The sequence below is a fragment of the Marinagarivorans cellulosilyticus genome (genome assembly GCF_021655555.1).
Lineage (GTDB): Bacteria > Pseudomonadota > Gammaproteobacteria > Pseudomonadales > Cellvibrionaceae > Marinagarivorans > Marinagarivorans cellulosilyticus.
The window spans coordinates 4267337-4284456 of record NZ_AP023086.1; the positions used below are offsets into that span (position 1 = coordinate 4267337).

General features: G+C 49.3%; 11 protein-coding genes and 1 pseudogene. 3 read left to right on the forward strand and 9 right to left on the reverse strand.

Features of this window, described 5'->3' with window-relative positions:
- Positions 1-168: 168 nt before the first annotated feature.
- From MARGE09_RS17550 to flhA, 7 genes are all read right to left on the reverse strand, one after another.
- On the reverse strand, positions 169-2559 hold the full coding sequence (locus MARGE09_RS17550; protein ID WP_236984172.1) for a chemotaxis protein CheA: 2391 nt from the start codon (positions 2557-2559) through the stop codon (positions 169-171).
- A 9-nt stretch (positions 2560-2568) separates the two neighbouring features.
- On the reverse strand, positions 2569-3372 hold the full coding sequence (locus MARGE09_RS17555) for a protein phosphatase CheZ (protein WP_236984174.1): 804 nt from the start codon (positions 3370-3372) through the stop codon (positions 2569-2571).
- Between the two features lie 39 nt (positions 3373-3411).
- Entirely contained in the window at positions 3412-3795 is a 384-nt protein-coding gene (gene cheY / locus MARGE09_RS17560) for a chemotaxis response regulator CheY (RefSeq protein WP_236984175.1), read from the reverse strand.
- Positions 3796-4086: 291 nt separating this feature from the next.
- The gene (locus MARGE09_RS17565; protein WP_236984177.1) at positions 4087-4800 is read right to left on the reverse strand and encodes an RNA polymerase sigma factor FliA; all 714 of its coding nucleotides are present in this window, start codon (positions 4798-4800) and stop codon (positions 4087-4089) included.
- A 28-nt stretch (positions 4801-4828) separates the two neighbouring features.
- Positions 4829-5650 (reverse strand): MinD/ParA family protein, encoded by an 822-nt coding sequence (locus MARGE09_RS17570; protein ID WP_236984178.1) that lies wholly within the window; start codon positions 5648-5650, stop codon positions 4829-4831.
- A gap of 154 nt (positions 5651-5804) precedes the next feature.
- Positions 5805-7319 carry a flagellar biosynthesis GTPase FlhF gene (gene flhF, locus MARGE09_RS17575; RefSeq protein WP_236984181.1) on the reverse strand — a complete coding sequence of 505 codons (1515 nt, stop codon included), beginning with the start codon at positions 7317-7319 and terminating at the stop codon, positions 5805-5807.
- 64 nt (positions 7320-7383) lie between these two features.
- On the reverse strand, positions 7384-9618 hold the full coding sequence (gene flhA / locus MARGE09_RS17580; RefSeq protein ID WP_275068730.1) for a flagellar biosynthesis protein FlhA: 2235 nt from the start codon (positions 9616-9618) through the stop codon (positions 7384-7386).
- A 556-nt stretch (positions 9619-10174) separates the two neighbouring features.
- Here flhA and MARGE09_RS17585 point away from each other — a divergent pair.
- Together MARGE09_RS17585 and MARGE09_RS17590 are read left to right on the forward strand one after the other, a co-directional pair.
- Positions 10175-12601 carry a malectin domain-containing carbohydrate-binding protein gene (locus MARGE09_RS17585; protein ID WP_236984183.1) on the forward strand — a complete coding sequence of 809 codons (2427 nt, stop codon included), beginning with the start codon at positions 10175-10177 and terminating at the stop codon, positions 12599-12601.
- A gap of 25 nt (positions 12602-12626) precedes the next feature.
- On the forward strand, positions 12627-13997 hold the full coding sequence (locus MARGE09_RS17590; RefSeq protein WP_236984185.1) for a DUF1552 domain-containing protein: 1371 nt from the start codon (positions 12627-12629) through the stop codon (positions 13995-13997).
- Positions 13998-14143: 146 nt separating this feature from the next.
- Here the strand turns inward: MARGE09_RS17590 and MARGE09_RS17595 are convergent, their stop codons facing one another.
- On the reverse strand, positions 14144-14758 hold the full coding sequence (locus MARGE09_RS17595) for a VPEID-CTERM sorting domain-containing protein (RefSeq protein ID WP_236984187.1): 615 nt from the start codon (positions 14756-14758) through the stop codon (positions 14144-14146).
- 153 nt (positions 14759-14911) lie between these two features.
- Between MARGE09_RS17595 and MARGE09_RS17600 the strand changes: the two genes are divergently transcribed.
- Complete coding sequence (locus MARGE09_RS17600; protein WP_236981837.1) at positions 14912-16144, forward strand: ISL3 family transposase; 1233 nt, start codon at positions 14912-14914, stop codon at positions 16142-16144.
- 237 nt (positions 16145-16381) lie between these two features.
- Here MARGE09_RS17600 and MARGE09_RS21760 read toward each other — a convergent pair.
- Positions 16382-16774 (reverse strand): annotated as a pseudogene (locus tag MARGE09_RS21760) (ISAs1 family transposase); the annotation flags it as partial.
- Positions 16775-17120: the final 346 nt, after the last annotated feature.

The window sequence follows — 17120 nt, forward strand, 5'->3', positions numbered from 1 at the left end:
AAAATCGTTATGCATAAAGTCCACTTGAATATACAGCGGCATTAAAAAATATTTAAAAGCAATTATTCAAACCAATACAGATAACAGTTCAAACAAGTACAAACGCGCCTAATTAAAACCAGCAATACCTGTCCAGAAAAAGCAGCATTGCAATGCATTAAGCTAAAGCTACATCGCCCCAACATAGCGGTTTAACATACTGGGCACATCTAAAATTAAAGCGATGGTGCCATCACCGGTTATTGTTGCCCCTGCCATGCCTGGCGTACCTTGCAACATTTTGCCCAAAGGCTTAATGACCACTTCTTCTTGGCCAATTAATTGGTCCACAATAAAGCCCACCCGCCTGGTACCGACATTGACAATAACCACGTGCCCTTCTTCGGGGTTATCAATGGAAACAGGGCCTTTTACCAGCCAGCGCTTCAGGTGAAAAATGGGAATCGCTTTTTCGCGAATAGTCACGCATTCTTGCCCGTCTACCACATTGGTTTTACGCAAATCCATATGAAAAATTTCGTTAACACTCACTAAAGGCAAGGCAAATGTTTGCTTACCCAGCATAATCATTAGCGTTGGCATAATGGCGAGTGTTAACGGCACTTTAATGGCTATGCGCGTGCCCTCGCCCAACTTAGATTCAATATCTATAGAGCCATTAAGCTGAGTGATTTTGGTTTTCACCACATCCATGCCCACACCGCGACCAGACACATCGGATATTTCGTTTTTAGTCGAAAAACCAGGGGCAAAAATTAAATTAAATGCTTCAACATCCGATAAACGCCCAGCGGCATCTTGGTCCATTACGCCTTTTTCGACAGCTTTTTCCCGCAATTTATTCGGGTCCATGCCGCCGCCATCGTCAGTAATCGACAGAAGGATATGGTCACCTTCTTGCTCAGCCGCGAGTATCACTTTCCCTACGCGCGATTTGCCGTTTTCTTCACGTACAGAAGGCAGTTCAATACCGTGATCTACGCTATTGCGCACCAAGTGAACCAATGGGTCCGCGAGCGCTTCAACAAGGTTTTTGTCTAAGTCGGTTTCTTCCCCGACAAGCTCTAGGGTAATTTCTTTTTTCAGGTTACGCGCAAGGTCCCGTACAACGCGCGGGAAGCGGCCAAATACTTTTTTAATCGGCTGCATCCGCGTTTTCATGACTGCGGTTTGCAAATCGGCAGTCACTACATCAAGATTGCTAACAGCCTTTGATAAGGATTCATCATTGGCATCTAACCCTAAACGTACTAAGCGGTTGCGCACTAACACTAGCTCGCCAACCATATTCATAATGTCGTCAAGGCGTTGTGTATCAACGCGCACCGTTGCCTCGGCTGCTGGCGCGGGCGCTCCTCCGCCACCACCCCCGCCGGCAGCGGCGGCAACAGCAGCCTCTCGGGGTTTAGGTGCAGGTGCAGGAGTGCTTGGCTTAGCAGCAGCAATCGCCGTAACATTGGCGGGCGCTGCCGGTGCAGGTGTTGATGCAGGCGCTGGTGTTGGCGCAGGAGCCGGCGGCGTGCTAGCGGCAGGTGCTGCTGGTTCTGCGGGTTTTTCAGACGCTTCAGCTTTCGTCGTTTTTGCCCCGTTTACAGTAGGGCCTTTGCCAGAACCGTGTAATTGATCCAGCAAGTCTTCAAATTCACTGTCGGTAATTAAATCGCCGTTACCTTCGCTTGCGCTTGCTGCAGGCGCCGCTGGCGCTTTAGCGGCTGGGGCAGCCGGTGCTACCGAAGGCCCCTTACCCGAACCGTGCAACTGATCCAATAGCGCTTCAAATTCGTGCTCAGATATTTCGTCCGCATTGCTAGCTGCAGCAGGTTCACTGGTTGTTGCAGCTGGGGTTGGCGCAGGAGCCTCACTGGCTGGAGCTTTAGGTGCAGCGCCTGGGCCACCGCCCTTACCATGTAATTGATCTAATAGATTTTCAAATTCATCTTCAGATATTTCGTCACTACTGGCACTCGCTGGCGCACTTGTAGGTGCCGCCTCTGGTGGTTGAGTATTATCGCTAGATGGTTTTTCTGCAGGCCCATCGGCAATGGCATCTATGTATTCTTGATATTCATCGTCCGATAAATTCAAGCCTTCTTCACTAGGTGCTGCGGCGGCAGGCTCTGGCTCTGCTGGTGGCGCGGCGCTTTCTTGTGCTGCTGGCGCATTTAAATCTTCACACGAAACAAGGCGCTCTAAATGACTGACTAATTCCGGTGAAGGGTCTTGTGGTGGCCTGCGGTGCTGAACATCATCAAACTGCGAATTGACGGTATCAAGCGCCTGTAGAACGACATCCATTAATTCAGACGTTACAGGACGCTTGCCGTTGCGCAAAATATCAAACAGGTTTTCGGTTACATGGCAGCATGTCACCATGTTATTTAACTGTAAAAAGCCAGCTCCGCCTTTAACGGTATGAAAACCTCGGAAAATAGCATTGAGCAGATCTTTATCATCAGGGCGCTGTTCTAACTCGACGAGTTGCTCCGATAATTGATCAAGAATTTCACCCGCCTCGACAAGAAAGTCCTGGAGTATCTCTTCATCTTCACCAAATGACATAAATGCTCCTTAAAATCCTAAACTCGATAGCAGGTCATCAACATCATCCTGACCATTAACCACATCGTCACGCGTATCGGCGTGGATTTGCGGCCCTTCTGCTTCACACGGGAGATTGGCTTTTTTGGCAGCCACTGGGTCTGTATCTCGAGATATGCCCGTTACGGCCTCAACCTTACCGGCTATGCGCATTAGGTTAACCAATTCATTTTCAACATCAGTAACAAGGCCAATAACTTTTTTCAAAACTTGACCGGTTAGATCTTGAAAACCTTGCTCCAATATAATGGCTTGTAAGTTTTCATTAAGCTCGTCTGCGCCCAATGTCATTTGCAATAAAAAGCCATCGATGCGCGAATAAAGTTCGGCAAACTCTTCTTTGCTAACTTCTCTACGTCGCAACTTATCCCATTCGTCTTTTAGGGTTTTGGCTTCTCGGCCTAAATTAAGAGCGATGGGTGCCGCTGTTTCTACCCGGTCCATGGTTTTTTCGGCAGCGTCCTGCGTCATATTTATAACGTAATGCAAGCGGTCTGAAGCATCGCGGATTTCACTATCTGCCACTTCAGCATTAGTAGCTGCGCCATTTGTTTCGGAGTCGACATTAAAATTAACAATCGCGCTGTGCAATGCACGTGTTAACTGGCCAACCGAGTTAAACAAATGTTCATCCCGGGAATCCATAATGGAACGAATAACCGCAGAGGCTTCTTCGTAATCATTTTTTTGTAGCTGCTCAACAAGCATCGCAGACCGGTCTTTTAATTCACCGAGAAAGCGTTCGTTGTGATGCCAGTTATCTGTTGGGTCCATAATTTACGCCTTACAAGCAATAGATGCTAACCCTGCGGATTAGCCCACGCGTTCAAAGATTTTATCGATTTTTTCTTTGAGCACTTGCGCGGTAAACGGCTTAACGACATAGCCATTTACGCCAGCTTGTGCAGCTTCAATAATTTGATCGCGTTTAGCTTCGGCCGTTACCATTAATACCGGTAAGGTCACCAACCGCTCGTCGGCGCGCACCTGCTTTAGCAGCTCGATACCCGTCATGCCCGGCATATTCCAATCCGTGACGAGAAAATCAAAATCGCCACTTTTTAGCATTGGCAACGCCGTTGCTCCATCGTCCGCTTCCTGCGTATTGGTGAAGCCTAAGTCCCTAAGAAGATTTTTAATAATCCTACGCATTGTTGAAAAATCATCAACGATTAGGATTTTCATATTCTTGTCCAATGCAACCTCCGCAAACGGAATACCCTGAGTTTGAATTAACGGTTGGAGCTTCTAACTATTGCCACCACAAACATCCAGTTAACAATAACTAAAAGCGAGAAATCCGTGTTAAGTAACCATAAGTCTAGCTCGTCAACTGCAGCTAGCCAGTTTTCGTTGTAATTTAGTCGAGGGGAAATAAAAGTCGTACAAAACACCCCTGTGAATGCCGTCTGGCGGGCCGCAAAGGTAGCGCGAATAAAGCACTAGAAGCGCGAGAAAACAGCGATATTGACCTGCTAAAAAGAAGGGCTAACGCTGCCAGCCAGTCATGCGCGAACGAATGCGCATAGCCGTTTGGCTTAATATTTGGCTAACGCGCGATTCGCTAACACCCAGCACTTCGCCAATTTCTTTTAGGTTTAGCTCTTGTTCGTAATACAGGCTAAGCACCATTTGCTCACGCTCTTTTAAACCCGATATTACTTGGGTTAGCGCTACCTTCATGGCTTGCTTTTGAGCTGTATCGGCGGGGTTTTGGTGTTGTCTAGAATCTTCTGAGGTGAGTAATTCGTCGCCTTCTTCGTCAAAGGTGTCTTCGTAACTAAAGAGCTTAGTGCTGGCGCAATCTTGCGCCATGCTGTGATATTCATCGAGGGTCACTTCGAGTTCATCCGCCACTTGTATATCCGTAGCATCGGAACCGGTTTGGGCCTCTATTTTAGCAATGGCTTCGTTAATGCGCCGGGAATTGCGATGTACCGAGCGCGGCGCCCAATCACCACGTCGCATTTCGTCAACAATGGCTCCGCGAATACGAATACCCGCGTAGGTTTCAAAGCCTGCGCCTTTATCATCTTGGAATTTTTGCGCCGCTTCCAGCAAGCCAACCATGCCCGCTTGAATTAAATCATCCACTTGTACGGATGCCGGCATACGCGCCACCATGTGGTAAGCGATACGCTTCACAAGATAGGCGTAGTCTTCTACATTTATATCGCGCTTAACTTGCGCAGGCGAATACATAGCGGCCCCTGAATTCACTGGCCAACCATCAATTCTGGCCGCTCACCGACAGCAAGCGCTCGAAGAAGAATTCTAAATGCCCTTTGGCATTGCGTTGCACCGGCAGCTGGTCCAACTTTTGCGCAACAACGCGTATCGCTTGCGATGCTTTTGTGCGCGGTGCAAATTCTAAAACAGGTTTACGTGCCTGCACCGCCTTGCGTAAATTCTCATCAAATGGAATGGCGCCAATATATTGAATCGAGGCATCAAGAAAGCGTTCGCACACACCGTTAAGTTTGCCAAATAAGCGCTGCCCTTCTGCTACTGTGCGGCACATATTGGCAATGACTCTGAAACGCGTCACGCCGTGATCTTTATTTAAAACCTTCATTAGGGCGTAGGCATCGGTAATGGACGAGGGCTCGTCGCAAACAACAACCACAACTTCTTGCGCGGCGCGTACAAAGCTAATAACAGTATCGGAAATACCCGCAGCGGTATCGACAATTAACACATCCATTTGATCGGCGATTTCACTAAAGGCATGAATAATACCCGCGTGTTCAGCAGGCGATAACGATGCCATTTGCTGCACACCGGACGACGCGGGAATTACCTTCAAGCCGCTTGGCCCGTGCAACATAACCTGCTGTAAGCTGCGCTTACCACTGAGCACATCAGACAAATTAAATTGCGCATTTAAACCTAATAATAAATCGACGTTGGCCAAGCCCAAGTCAGCATCCATGAGAACCACTCGCCTGCGCATTTCGGCTAAAGCGACGCCTAAGTTCACCGATAAATTGGTTTTACCTACGCCACCTTTGCCACCAGTTACGGCGATCACTTTTACGGGATGATTACTCATGAACTCGACATCCTTCTATGTTTATATCTTTGCCAGCCCTTGCGGGACTTGGTTTAAGAACAATTACGGCCATGTTTTTGACTGGCCGACTTAACAAAAAAACAACGTGCCTCATCAAGTATAGAGGCTGCTTAAAGACTTGCATCGCCGTACATCAGGTGGCCGACAACGCCTGTGCGCTGTTTTCGTATTGGCGCGCTAGCTTAACCGCTTGCGCGACTAAATCGCTGGATGAAACCACGTGAATATCATCGGGGATTTCTTGCCCTGCTGCGGTATATAGCATTGGCACTTCATGGCTACAGACGGCGCCAAAGGCTTCGCCCAAGCTGGCGCATTCATCTAATTTGGTAAAAATACAGCCGCGCAAAGGGCTATTGCCGTAAGCATGTAAAGAGGCTTTTAATATTTGCTGCTGGCTATTGGCAGCCAATACCAATACCCGCTGCACGCCGGGGCAGACATCTAGTAACGATTCTTGCTCAATTTGTTTTGGGTCGCCTTGGCGAAAGCCTGCGGTATCGACCAACACAAGTTCGTATTGCTTAAGGCTCGATAACACCGCGTTCAACTGATGCTCGCCCTCAATAGAACGAACAGGCACTTGTAAAATGCGCCCTAAGGCTTTGAGCTGATCGTGTGCGCCCACTCGGTAGGTATCGGTTGTGACTATGGCAACTTTGCCGCGACCGTGATTTAACACATAACGCGCGGCTAATTTGGCCACTGTTGTTGTTTTCCCCACGCCGGTTGGGCCAACAAAAGCAAACGTGCCGCCTTGCTCTATAGGGTCGTGCGGGTCGACCGGTAGCTTGCGCGCCAGCATCGCCAACGCCTTGCGCCAGCAATTTGGCAAGCGCTCCTCATCATTGGCGCAAACTAATAAATCTTTAATTAAACCTTGCGATAAACCCAGTTGCTCTAACTGCGTTGCCAACTGACGTGCGCGGCCCGTTAAAGGGCTGGGTTCTGCACGCGGAGCGTATTGTTTTTGCCATATTTGCTCTTCCAACAACATGCGCATTTCTGCAATTTCGTCGTACAAGCTGTGTAATTGTTTGTTTTGTTCGGCACTATGTTCGTCGTCAAGGCCACGTGCTTTCACCTGCTGAGCAAAGCTGGCTACTTGTCGGTTTTGTGACATTTCTGGCGCCGGCTCGGTATGTTTTTGCGCTGGCGCTTTGGCCTTAAGCGGTACGTCGTATTCGTCATCGGTAATAGAAATAGCCGATGCAGCCTGCCCTTTTGCCGCTAGCATGCGTTCGTGCGCAGCTTGTATTTCGCTGGCTAAGCGCTCGGCATTGGCCGATGTCGATTCGCTAAAACGCGCTTTTTGCGGGCTGGGCTCGGCATTGTAATTAGGTTCCGCTGGCGCCTCGCTAGCCAGCGCCGCAACGCGAGTATTCGAGGCCACACGCTGTGCATTGTGGTGCTCTTCCCACTCGGTATCGCTGGCGAGCGGTTGATCCAGCTCATCATCAAACGATGCGGCAAAACGCTTTTTGGCCGCTTTAGCCGGTGATGGTGGTGTATCGTCCAAGGTAGCAATAATTTCTACGCCTTTTTCAGCGCGCTTGCTCGACAATATAATGGCATCTGGGCCAAGCTCTTCGCGCACTTTTTTTAATGCGCGGCTCATATCACTCGCCATAAATCGCTTTGTTGTCATAACCTACCTCCACCTACTCGGCTTAAAGCTGTAATCCTATTGTGCGGGTGCTTATCCTTGGGCTTTACCCATTTTGCAGTTCGCCGCCCACACTGGCTTGAATCGAAATCTCTTTGTTATCGGGTATTTCGTTGTACCCCAGCACATGAAGCTCTGGCAGGCTGAAGCGGGTAAATTTCACCAGCATCGAGCGAATAGGTGCAGCTACTAATAATATTTGCGCTACACCGGCAGCTTCTAACTTATTGGACGCTTCAATTAACGACTGATTAAGCCTTTCGGCTAATTGCGGTTCGATAAAGTTTGAAGGGTCCGCGCCAACTTTTTGTGCTTGTTGCAGTGACTGTAGCAACAAGTGTTCCAGCGAGGCATCTAGGGTAATAACATTTAATGTGGGCTCGTTACCGATAATGTTTTGCACAATTTGCCGCGAAAGTGCAACGCGCGCATGGCCCGTTAATGCCGCAATATCGGCGTTTTTATCGCCGTGTGCGGCTAGCGCTTCTACGATGGAGCGCTTATCGCGAATGCTCACTTGCTCGCGCAATAAATTTTGCAGCACCTTAAGTAACTGGTTAACGGTAAGCGTGTTAGGGACTAACTCTTCTACTAATTTTGGCGATTGCTCGGCTAATAAATCGAGCCACTTCTGCACATCTTCATGGCCCATTAGCTCGTGGGTATGCTTTTGCACTAGCTGGTTTAAATGCGTTGCCACAACGGTGGCTGTATCAACTACCGTATAACCGAGGGTTTGCGCTTGGTCTTTTTGGCTATCGTCAATCCATATGGCATCTAAACCAAAGGCAGGGTCTTTTGCTGGCGTGCCATTCACCGGGCCAAATACTTCACCGGGGTTAATCGCCATAAACTTGTCGGCAAACACTTCGCCGGCCCCTACCTCTACCCCCATTAAGGTAATGCGGTAAGCATTAGGCAGTAAGTCTAAGTTGTCGCGAATATGCACCGGTGGAATCAAAAAGCCTACGTCTTGCGAGAGCTTTTTGCGTACGCCTTTAATACGGCCCAATAATTCACCGCGCTGGTTTTTGTCCACCAATGGGATTAAGCGATAGCCCACTTCCAAGCCTAAAATATCAACCGGTGTTACATCGTCCCAACTGACTTCTACCGGCTCGTCGGTGGCTTGCTGATGCTCTAAGGCCGGCGCACTGCCACCACCGCCACTAGGCATTAATGGTGCTGGTTCGCCATTAATGGTTCTAGCGCCCATTCCTCGATCGTCGGTTTCGTCCACTAGCTCGGCCACATCACGCTTAAAGTGAATGTAATACGCTAACGAGCCACAAATAGCCGCTAAACCTAAAAACGCCACATGCGGCATGCCCGGGATGGACCCCATAATGGCCAAAATAAACGCCGCTATACCCAACGCTTTAGGCGAGGCAAACATCTGCCCGGTCACCTGGTTGCCCATATCCTCAGAGCTATTCACACGGGTGACCATAATTGCCGCGGCGGTCGATAACAGCAAAGACGGCACTTGCGCCACCAAACCATCACCAATGGTTAACAATACATATTTTTCTAGCGCATCCGAAAACTCCAGCGAATGCTGCGCCATCCCTACAATTAAACCACCAATAATGTTGATAATAAGAATCAAAATACCGGCTACGGAATCGCCGCGTACAAACTTACTGGCACCATCCATAGAGCCATAAAAGTCGGCCTCTTGCGAAACCTCGGCCCGGCGAATTCGGGCTTCGTCTTGGTCGATTAACCCGGCATTCAAATCGGCATCAATCGCCATTTGTTTACCCGGCATGGCATCCAAGGTAAAGCGCGCGCTTACTTCAGAAATACGCCCTGCACCTTTGGTAACAACCACAAAGTTGATAATCACAAGGATAATAAACACCACCAAACCAACGGCAAAGTTACCGCCAATAACCACCTCGCCAAAGGCTTGAATCACTTTACCGGCGGCTGCGCCACCTTGATGCCCTTCCAACAAAACCACGCGCGTAGAGGCCACATTCAACGCCAACCGTAATAAAGTCGCTACTAGCAGAATCGTCGGGAAAATGGCGAAATCGGTAGGTTTTAGTGTATACACGCTCACCAGCAACACCACGATAGAAAGCGCAATATTGAACGAGAAAAATGCATCCAATAAAAAAGGCGGCAACGGCATTGTCATCATGCCAAGCAGCATGAGCAGCAGGATAGGCACAGACAAATTGCCGTGCCACATAGCCCTAGCACCGCGCATTGCCTTATCGCGCGTCATCGTCTGCGGCACTTGCCGCAGGTGTTGAAACAGAGAAATCGACATCAAAAACCGCCCAAACTTTGACGAAAAATACGTAATGTTCAGGCTATCGCAAGATGTGTTCCTAAATGAAAAGTCGCCTTAATCCTAGAAAGCGCAATTGAGAGTCAAGCGGATGGGAGTCAACAAGATCCGGATTGCCTTGGTGTGCATAGCGCGTAATAAAAATGTGTAATCGCCTTATTTAGTGACGAATCATTTTTTATCCCGCTTTCAGGAATACGTCGGTTCAACAGGTCCTATACCCCCAATAATTAGAACCCAATAAAAAGCCTCTAAAAACACAAATTTTGGCCAAAAAAAGAAAAATATAGGCAGTAAAGATAAAAAAAAATAATAATCCGGGTAAAACCGTGAATACCATCATAAATACCAAGCAGTATCTGCTCTACCATGATTCACGAACTCGGATTCAGACGGTTAATTGAAAGGCATTCGATTTCGGCGCGGTGAAAAGCGTTCAGTGCAAGCAAGGGCCTCTTAACGCACTAGCAAGCACTTTAACCACACGAGTAATACTCAATAACAATAATTCACTGATCAAACAATAGGCTAACCTATGTTTCGTTTCCAAAAACTGTCACTAACGGTGGTCTTTGCGTCTGTTCTTGCTGCATGCGGCGGAGCGGATTCAAACAAGGATGAAATAACGAGCTCCAGCAACTCGAACCCCATCAGCTCTACTTCCAGCCTCCAATCTTCAAGCACTGCGAGTTCTCAATCGGTTGTAGAGCAGCCCCAAGAATTCGAATTCGACCCCGTCGTCGCGCTGGCGATTAATGCCGGCGGCGAGGAAATCACCGGCACAGATGGCATTCGCTACGCGGCCGATGCCTATTTCAGTGAAGGCAATACCTATTCAACGGAAGGCGCAATTGATCTCACAGACAATGATGCGCTTTATCAATCGGAGCGATGGAACGCGGGCAATTTACTTTACGAAATTCCCATGGCCAATGGCATCTACGATATCACGCTTAAATTTGCGGAAGTCTTCCACGATACCGCCGGCGCTCGTGCTTTTGACATCGCACTTGAGGGCACAGCCGTAACTACGGGCTTAGATCTGGTAGCCCAAGTCGGCCCTTTAGCCGCACATGACATCCAATACCATGGTGTTGAGGTCAGCGATGGTACATTAACAATCGAGCTGACAGGAACCCTCGACAACCCCAAAATTTCCGCTATTGTCGTCTATCGTGAACCCAATGGTGGCGATATTTATCGTCAGCAATGCCTTGGCTGTCACGGCAATGAAAAAGGCGAGGCTGCTATCACCGGCGGCGCGCTTACCGCATCTGAATGCCGCGCTTGCTCTTCACTCGACAATTTAGCAAGCTTTATCGATATCGCCATGCCGGCTACCAAGGCGTCTTGGTGTAAAGGTCAGTGCAGCATCGATGTCGCTAATTACATCCTCGATAACTTCGCGGGCTTTAACGGGATTCCCGAAGAGGCTCCCGTTGAACAAGTCCCGCTTGCGGGCGATATTGCCGCTTGCGAGCAAGGCGAAGATGCAGCCTTTGGCGGCCTACGTCGCTTGACGCGTGTTGAGTATCAAAACTTAGTTTCACAGCTGTTCAACGACACCAACGACTATACCGGCAACTTCGGCAAAGACGGCAAGCTGGGCAACTTCAATATCAATGTTGAAGTGCCTATCTCTGGCTTACAAACCGACCAGTATATGGAAGTTGGCGCCACTGTAGCGCAATCTGCGGCGGCCAATCTAAACCGTTGGGCACCGTGCACCTCTGAAGACGTTAATTGCGTTAACGACATTATCGATAATGTCGTCAGCCGCGCCTACCGCCGCCCGTTAACCTCCGACGACAGAGCACGCTTGCTGGCGATCTTCCAAGACTCCGCTGGTGGCTTTGAAACCGCGTTGGCTACTATGCTGCAAGCGGTATTGTCCTCGCCCTATTTCCTATATCACTTGGAATTTGGTACAGACCAACACCTACCGTCGGGCGTAGTGCCTTTATCGTCACACGAGATAGCGGCTCGGCTATCGTTCTTCTTGTGGCGCAGTGCGCCAGATGCAGCGCTGCTATCGGCAGCACAAGCCAACCAGCTGCAAACGCCCGCGCAAATCGAAAGCCAAGCACGGCGCATGCTGCAAGACCCGCGCGCAAAGGTCGCTGTTGGGCGCTTCCACCTAGAGTGGCTTAAACTCGCCTACCCCGAGGCCGGTGCCGCCAACGAGGCCGAAGCAATCGCAGCCATCGAAGATACCGTACGCACCGTGACTGAGCTAACTTACGCCGACAACGGCGACTTTAAAGACTTGTTTTCCGTGTCTTATGGTTTCTTGAACGATGTCACTAAAGACCTGTACAGCGTGACAGGTTCTGCCACCGCGCTCGGCTCGAACGGGTTCGATAAATACGCGCTTGCCCCCATCCAGCGCGGCGGCATTTTAAGCCGTGCCGGCTTCTTGAGCTTTAACACCCCACCGTCTGGTCGCGGCAAATTCGTTCGTGAGCAACTATTGTGTGGCGTCATTCCGCTGCCGCCGGCAGATTTTATTCCGGAGGCACCAGAGGGCGACCCCAATAGTCCACCGCGCGAACGCTGGGCCGAGCATGTGACCAACCCCGCTTGCGGCGGCTGCCACCGACTGATGGACCCTCTTGGCTTTGGCTTTGACCATTATGACGACCACGGTCAGTGGCGCTCGATGGTGGGCACTTGGCCAGTCGATGCCACCGGCGAGATCGTTGAAACTACCGATATCGATGGCTTATTCGATGGCCATGTCGAGCTGCAGCAAATCTTATCCACCAGTGTAGACACCCAGGCCTGCTATGCCGTGCAATGGTTTAGGTTTGCGATTGGTCGTCAGCCAGGCCTAAAAGACAGCTGTGCGCTGGCCGAGATCAATCAAATAGCCAGCAACGAAAACTACAACATCCGCGAGGTGATGATTGCCATCACTCAATCGGACGCATTCCGCTTTCGCCGCGCTGAACCCGCGCAATAAGCCACAGAGTCATCGGAGCATTGTTATGAGTATTCTGATCAAAACGGATAAAAATAAATGGACTCGCCGAGCTTTAATTCGTGGCATGGGCGTTGGGGCGGCATCGGCACTGCTGCCCGTGCTAGAAGCAGATGCACAGGATTCGGCACCCAAACGCGTAATTATTATGACCACGCCGAACGGCATCGCCCCCGAAGTGGAGCCTGTAGGCAGCCAAACCAATTGGCAATTTGGTTCGGCCGCAAGCACCCTGAATGATGTCCGCTCGGATATCACCTATCTGCGCGGCATTGATTTAAAAACCTACACCACCAACCGAATCCCCAACGACCACCCGCCGGTCATCCATCAGCTGTTAACCGCATCGGATTCGATTGACCCTATGGACGGCAGCAACCCAGCTGTTTCGGGTACTTGGCTAGCAAGCGGTCAATCCATCGACCAATTCTTAGCGGATCGGCTAATGGCTAACCCCGCCACGCAGACGCGTTTTCGATCGATTGTCGCGGGTGCCGATTGCGGCGCATTTGCTTGGCAGCAAGTTTATCGCCAACCGCAAGAGCCCATATTCCCAGAAAATAACGCCGGTAATTTGCACGCGCGTATATTCGAGGGCGTCACCCCGGGCGGCGGCCAACCAGACCCTGCGTTGATCGCCGAACTGGCCCGGCGTAAAAGTGTTGTCGATTCTGTGCAGGATGAGCTGAATGCTGTTTTGTCGCGAGTCGGTAGCGCCGATAAACAGAAAATTGAATCCCATATCAATGCTATTCGCGAAATCGAACAGCGCCTCGATTTTGATCAGCAATCTTCGGCGGGGGCAGCCTGCGAGGTGCCCAACCTACGTGGCACACCCGGATCACAAGACGATCAACATCGACTTAAAGGCACGAACATGATGGACATCATCGCCAATGCCTTCGCCTGTGATCAAACCCGTGTTGCCACCTTGCAGTGGGCGAACGGTGCCTCGGGTATTCGTTTTAGCTCGCTAGGCATCGATGAAGGCCACCATGATCTCACACACGATAATTTCGGCCCCAACGCGGGTAAACGCGCACAAATTGCTGGTTGGTATGCCGAGCGCTTCAAATACTTTATCGAAAAACTCAAGTCGATTCCGGAGGGTAGCGGTAGCGTACTCGACAATACCGTCATTTTATGGACATCGGAGCACAACGGTGCCCAACAGCACGGGCGAACTAACATTCCATTTTTCTTGGCGGGCGGGCTCGGGGGGGCATTTAACACTGGCCAGTTTTTGGATTTCTCCGGTAATTCACTGGCACACAATGATGTGTATGTATCCTTGGCACAAGGGGTCGGTCTTTCGGACGTAACCAGCTTTGGAAAAGCCAGCTTAGTACGCGGACCAGTGCCGGGGCTACTGGCTTAACTATTCCTAAAAATACAAGCAAAAAGAGGATGTTGATAACGAACCAAAAAAGCGCTGAAGATATCAGCGCTTAGGGGGCTTAAGCTACAAGGCGTCGCCTGTGACCTTGGTCAGTCAAGGCGACACAAGGCGACAAGATGAATAGCTTAGGTTAGTGAGCGTGAACGCTTACGCTCTCTCACAACCGTAAGCAAGCCAATAAGGAGCGCCATAGCGATACCGCCAGAGGCAGCATCGATTTCGGGTACCGAGTGAGCTTCGCCGCGGGTATACATGCGAACGTATGAATACTCGTCGCCAACGAAGTCTTCGTCTGGCTGGAAACGGCCGCTATTGTTGCCGAGGCCAGCAAAGTAGTACGCTGACCAGTTTTCGCTCTGTTTGTCGCTACCTTGTTTTACGACAAACATCGCATCTTCAAAGTTGCTCAACGCAGCACTATCAAACTCCCAAAAGTAGTTGCCGCTGGTGCCCGTGGTGGCGGAAAGGCTTCCAGTTTCGGTGCCAGTGTCGTATTCAAAAGTACCGGCAAGTGACCAGTCATTGAACAGCCAGTTTGTCACGGCAGCGTCTATATCTTTTTTCTTGTTACTGCCGGATTGGCAATCGTTAGCACTGAGGTAGTCGGCGGATAGTGGCGCTAGGACCTGGAAGTCGCTGGCATCACAGTCAACTGCGAACGCTTGAGTGGACATTAGCATGCTAGCTGCAGCGCCTAGCGTGGCGAATTTGATTTTCGTAAGTAAAGCAAATTTAGACATGTTTAACCTTATTAATTGTTCACATTCAGCGGCTCGATAAAGCAAGTAATAAGCCAGGGGTCTTCTCCGCTTTAGTGAGGTAAAAAGAGATGCTAAGACCCGCCATATCCGTTGAAATGTAAGGTTCTCACGCCACTACACTTAAACGAATATATGAGCCTTAACATCTCCAGCAAAATTTTGAGCCTTCCTGGTCAGCGTGTCAAACAAGTTCAGCATGACTTGGCCCTGCAAAGATTGACTATACACTGCAAGCGAGACCGTCGTTATAGAGCGATTGACCCGTCAAGTAATGAGGCGGCCAACATCAACCGATACTTGCGCAGAACGATCCGTGATGTCCCTTTGTGTGGCTTCGAGTGCTATTTGGAAGTTGAGCTCGCTCAAGTTGTGACGACTTGCGGTAGGCGTCTAATGGAGGCTTGCGAATTTGTCGATACAGGCAATCGCTATACTCAAAGATTTTGCCAGTTGGTGAGCGGATTGTGTCGCCATATGAGTATCAGCACGGTCAGTCGGCACCTAAAGCTACGATGGGAAACGGTGAAAAATATGGATAAATTTCACCTAGAGAAAACGTTGCCTGCACTTAATCCTGAAAAATTAATTGACTTAAAATATCTTGGGGTCGATGAAGTCGCTAGAGCCAAAGGCCATGATTATATGACGGTGATTTATGACATGGAATCCGGTCATTTAATTGGCGTTGAGACAGGCCGTAAAGCCGAGGTGTTGACAGCGTTTCTAAAGCGCTTACCAGCACAAACCGCTGAAAACATAGAGGCGGTAGCCATGGATATGGGGCCAGCCTATCAAAAATCGGTACGCGAATGCTTGCCTAATGCTGACATTGTTTTCGATCGGTTTCATGTGATGCAAAACTACAGTAAAGCCATGAGCAATCAGCGTAGGATCGAGTTCAGAAAGGCGGATCGCGCAGGCAAAGAGCAGCTTAAAGGTACCCACTACCTGTTGTTAAAAAATGCCGACAAGTTAAATGATAAACAAGCCAATAAACTCCAGACATTGCTCGAAAATAATTCCAATATCAATACACTTTATATACTCAAAGAGCAGCTCCAAGCTTTGTGGAATGCAGGGAATTATGACGCCATGATGAATGCATTGGAGCAGTGGTGCGACATCGCGGAACAGACGAATATGCTCTATCTCAAGAAATTTGCAAAGTCACTAAGGAAGCATAGCGTAGGCATTTGTAACTACGGAAAACACGGGCTGACTAGCGCCAGAATTGAAGCCGGCAATGTCAGCATTGGCATGATTCGCAAGCGAGCAAGAGGCATCAAGGATACCGAGTACTTCAAGCTAAAAATAAGGCAATCATCGATGCCTGACGAGCAATCCATGTTCTATGGAAGCCACTAGATCACCTCACTAAAGCGGAGAAGAGCCTAAGCCAGAAAAATAAAACCATAATAAACAGTAGCTTAGGACACTTTCGTATCAACGATGTAAACCTATTCGACGCGGCAGTTGGTTTTATTATGGCCGCAGATCCCGCTCTACCATAATGCGCATTAGTTGCCCCACTTTTCGCATCGGTAGCGTCAAGGCTACTGACTAGCTCCAAGCCGCCGTCAGCTCAGGGCCGCCTAGTAATAATTAGACAGTCAGTAGAATTTTTGCTCTATAGTCATCATCAATAGCGGAGGCCATGACTCGGTGTTTTAATCTGCGCTTACTCCTATCGTTAACCTTTAGCAGATTCATCCAAAACCTTTTTATAACAGCCATTGCAGCCGCTCCAGATGCGAGCCTACATTCATCCTCTTTAAAGGTAACATCGAGTTGCCAGTGGCTTCGAACTGCAAAGACCCCGCGTTTCGCGTCAACTGTCAAAGAGCTTAAATACCAAGAAACTTCTGAGGACTTTTTTCGCCTTTTATTGTTTTGGTGTTCGACACGAATCAGTGAATTAGCATCGCACCATTTTCTCGCTGAATTAACCCAGTCGCTACTTTCTACATGATGCGTTTTTCTTTGCTCAATTCGACCATGACCTTTATCAACTTATTCATCGGTGTCATGGGGTATATTGGCAAAGTCTTCGCGTCTTAATTTGTGGTAATACGCTTCTATTTCAGTACGTAACGCGTTTTGGTTGTCTTTTAGTTGGAGCACAATCGCCTCCCTTACAGCGGACTTTATCGACTACTTTGACTTGGCACCCCATTGCATCCGTTGTAACAACGGCACCGTTAATATCGATTAGATCAAGCGCTTATCATGTGAATGGTGCTCTGATCTAAAGTCGCTCAAGTCTTGCTAAGGGTTATAAAAACGAGGAAACCTTAGACATATTGGTCAACTATTACTGGTCGGCCCGGCGGTGTTTGCAAAA

What these genes read in the sequence shown, in the direction of transcription:
- MARGE09_RS17590 (WP_236984185.1), top strand. Translation starts at nt 12,627, where the DNA reads ATGAGTATTCTGATCAAAACGGATAAAAATAAATGGACTCGCCGAGCT.
- flhA (WP_275068730.1), bottom strand. Translation starts at nt 9,618, where the DNA reads ATGTCGATTTCTCTGTTTCAACACCTGCGGCAAGTGCCGCAGACGATG.
- MARGE09_RS17565 (WP_236984177.1), bottom strand. Translation starts at nt 4,800, where the DNA reads ATGTATTCGCCTGCGCAAGTTAAGCGCGATATAAATGTAGAAGACTAC.
- MARGE09_RS17600 (WP_236981837.1), top strand. Translation starts at nt 14,912, where the DNA reads ATGAGCCTTAACATCTCCAGCAAAATTTTGAGCCTTCCTGGTCAGCGT.
- MARGE09_RS17570 (WP_236984178.1), bottom strand. Translation starts at nt 5,650, where the DNA reads ATGAGTAATCATCCCGTAAAAGTGATCGCCGTAACTGGTGGCAAAGGT.
- MARGE09_RS17555 (WP_236984174.1), bottom strand. Translation starts at nt 3,372, where the DNA reads ATGGACCCAACAGATAACTGGCATCACAACGAACGCTTTCTCGGTGAA.
- MARGE09_RS17595 (WP_236984187.1), bottom strand. Translation starts at nt 14,758, where the DNA reads ATGTCTAAATTTGCTTTACTTACGAAAATCAAATTCGCCACGCTAGGC.
- MARGE09_RS17550 (WP_236984172.1), bottom strand. Translation starts at nt 2,559, where the DNA reads ATGTCATTTGGTGAAGATGAAGAGATACTCCAGGACTTTCTTGTCGAG.
- flhF (WP_236984181.1), bottom strand. Translation starts at nt 7,319, where the DNA reads ATGACAACAAAGCGATTTATGGCGAGTGATATGAGCCGCGCATTAAAA.
- MARGE09_RS17585 (WP_236984183.1), top strand. Translation starts at nt 10,175, where the DNA reads ATGTTTCGTTTCCAAAAACTGTCACTAACGGTGGTCTTTGCGTCTGTT.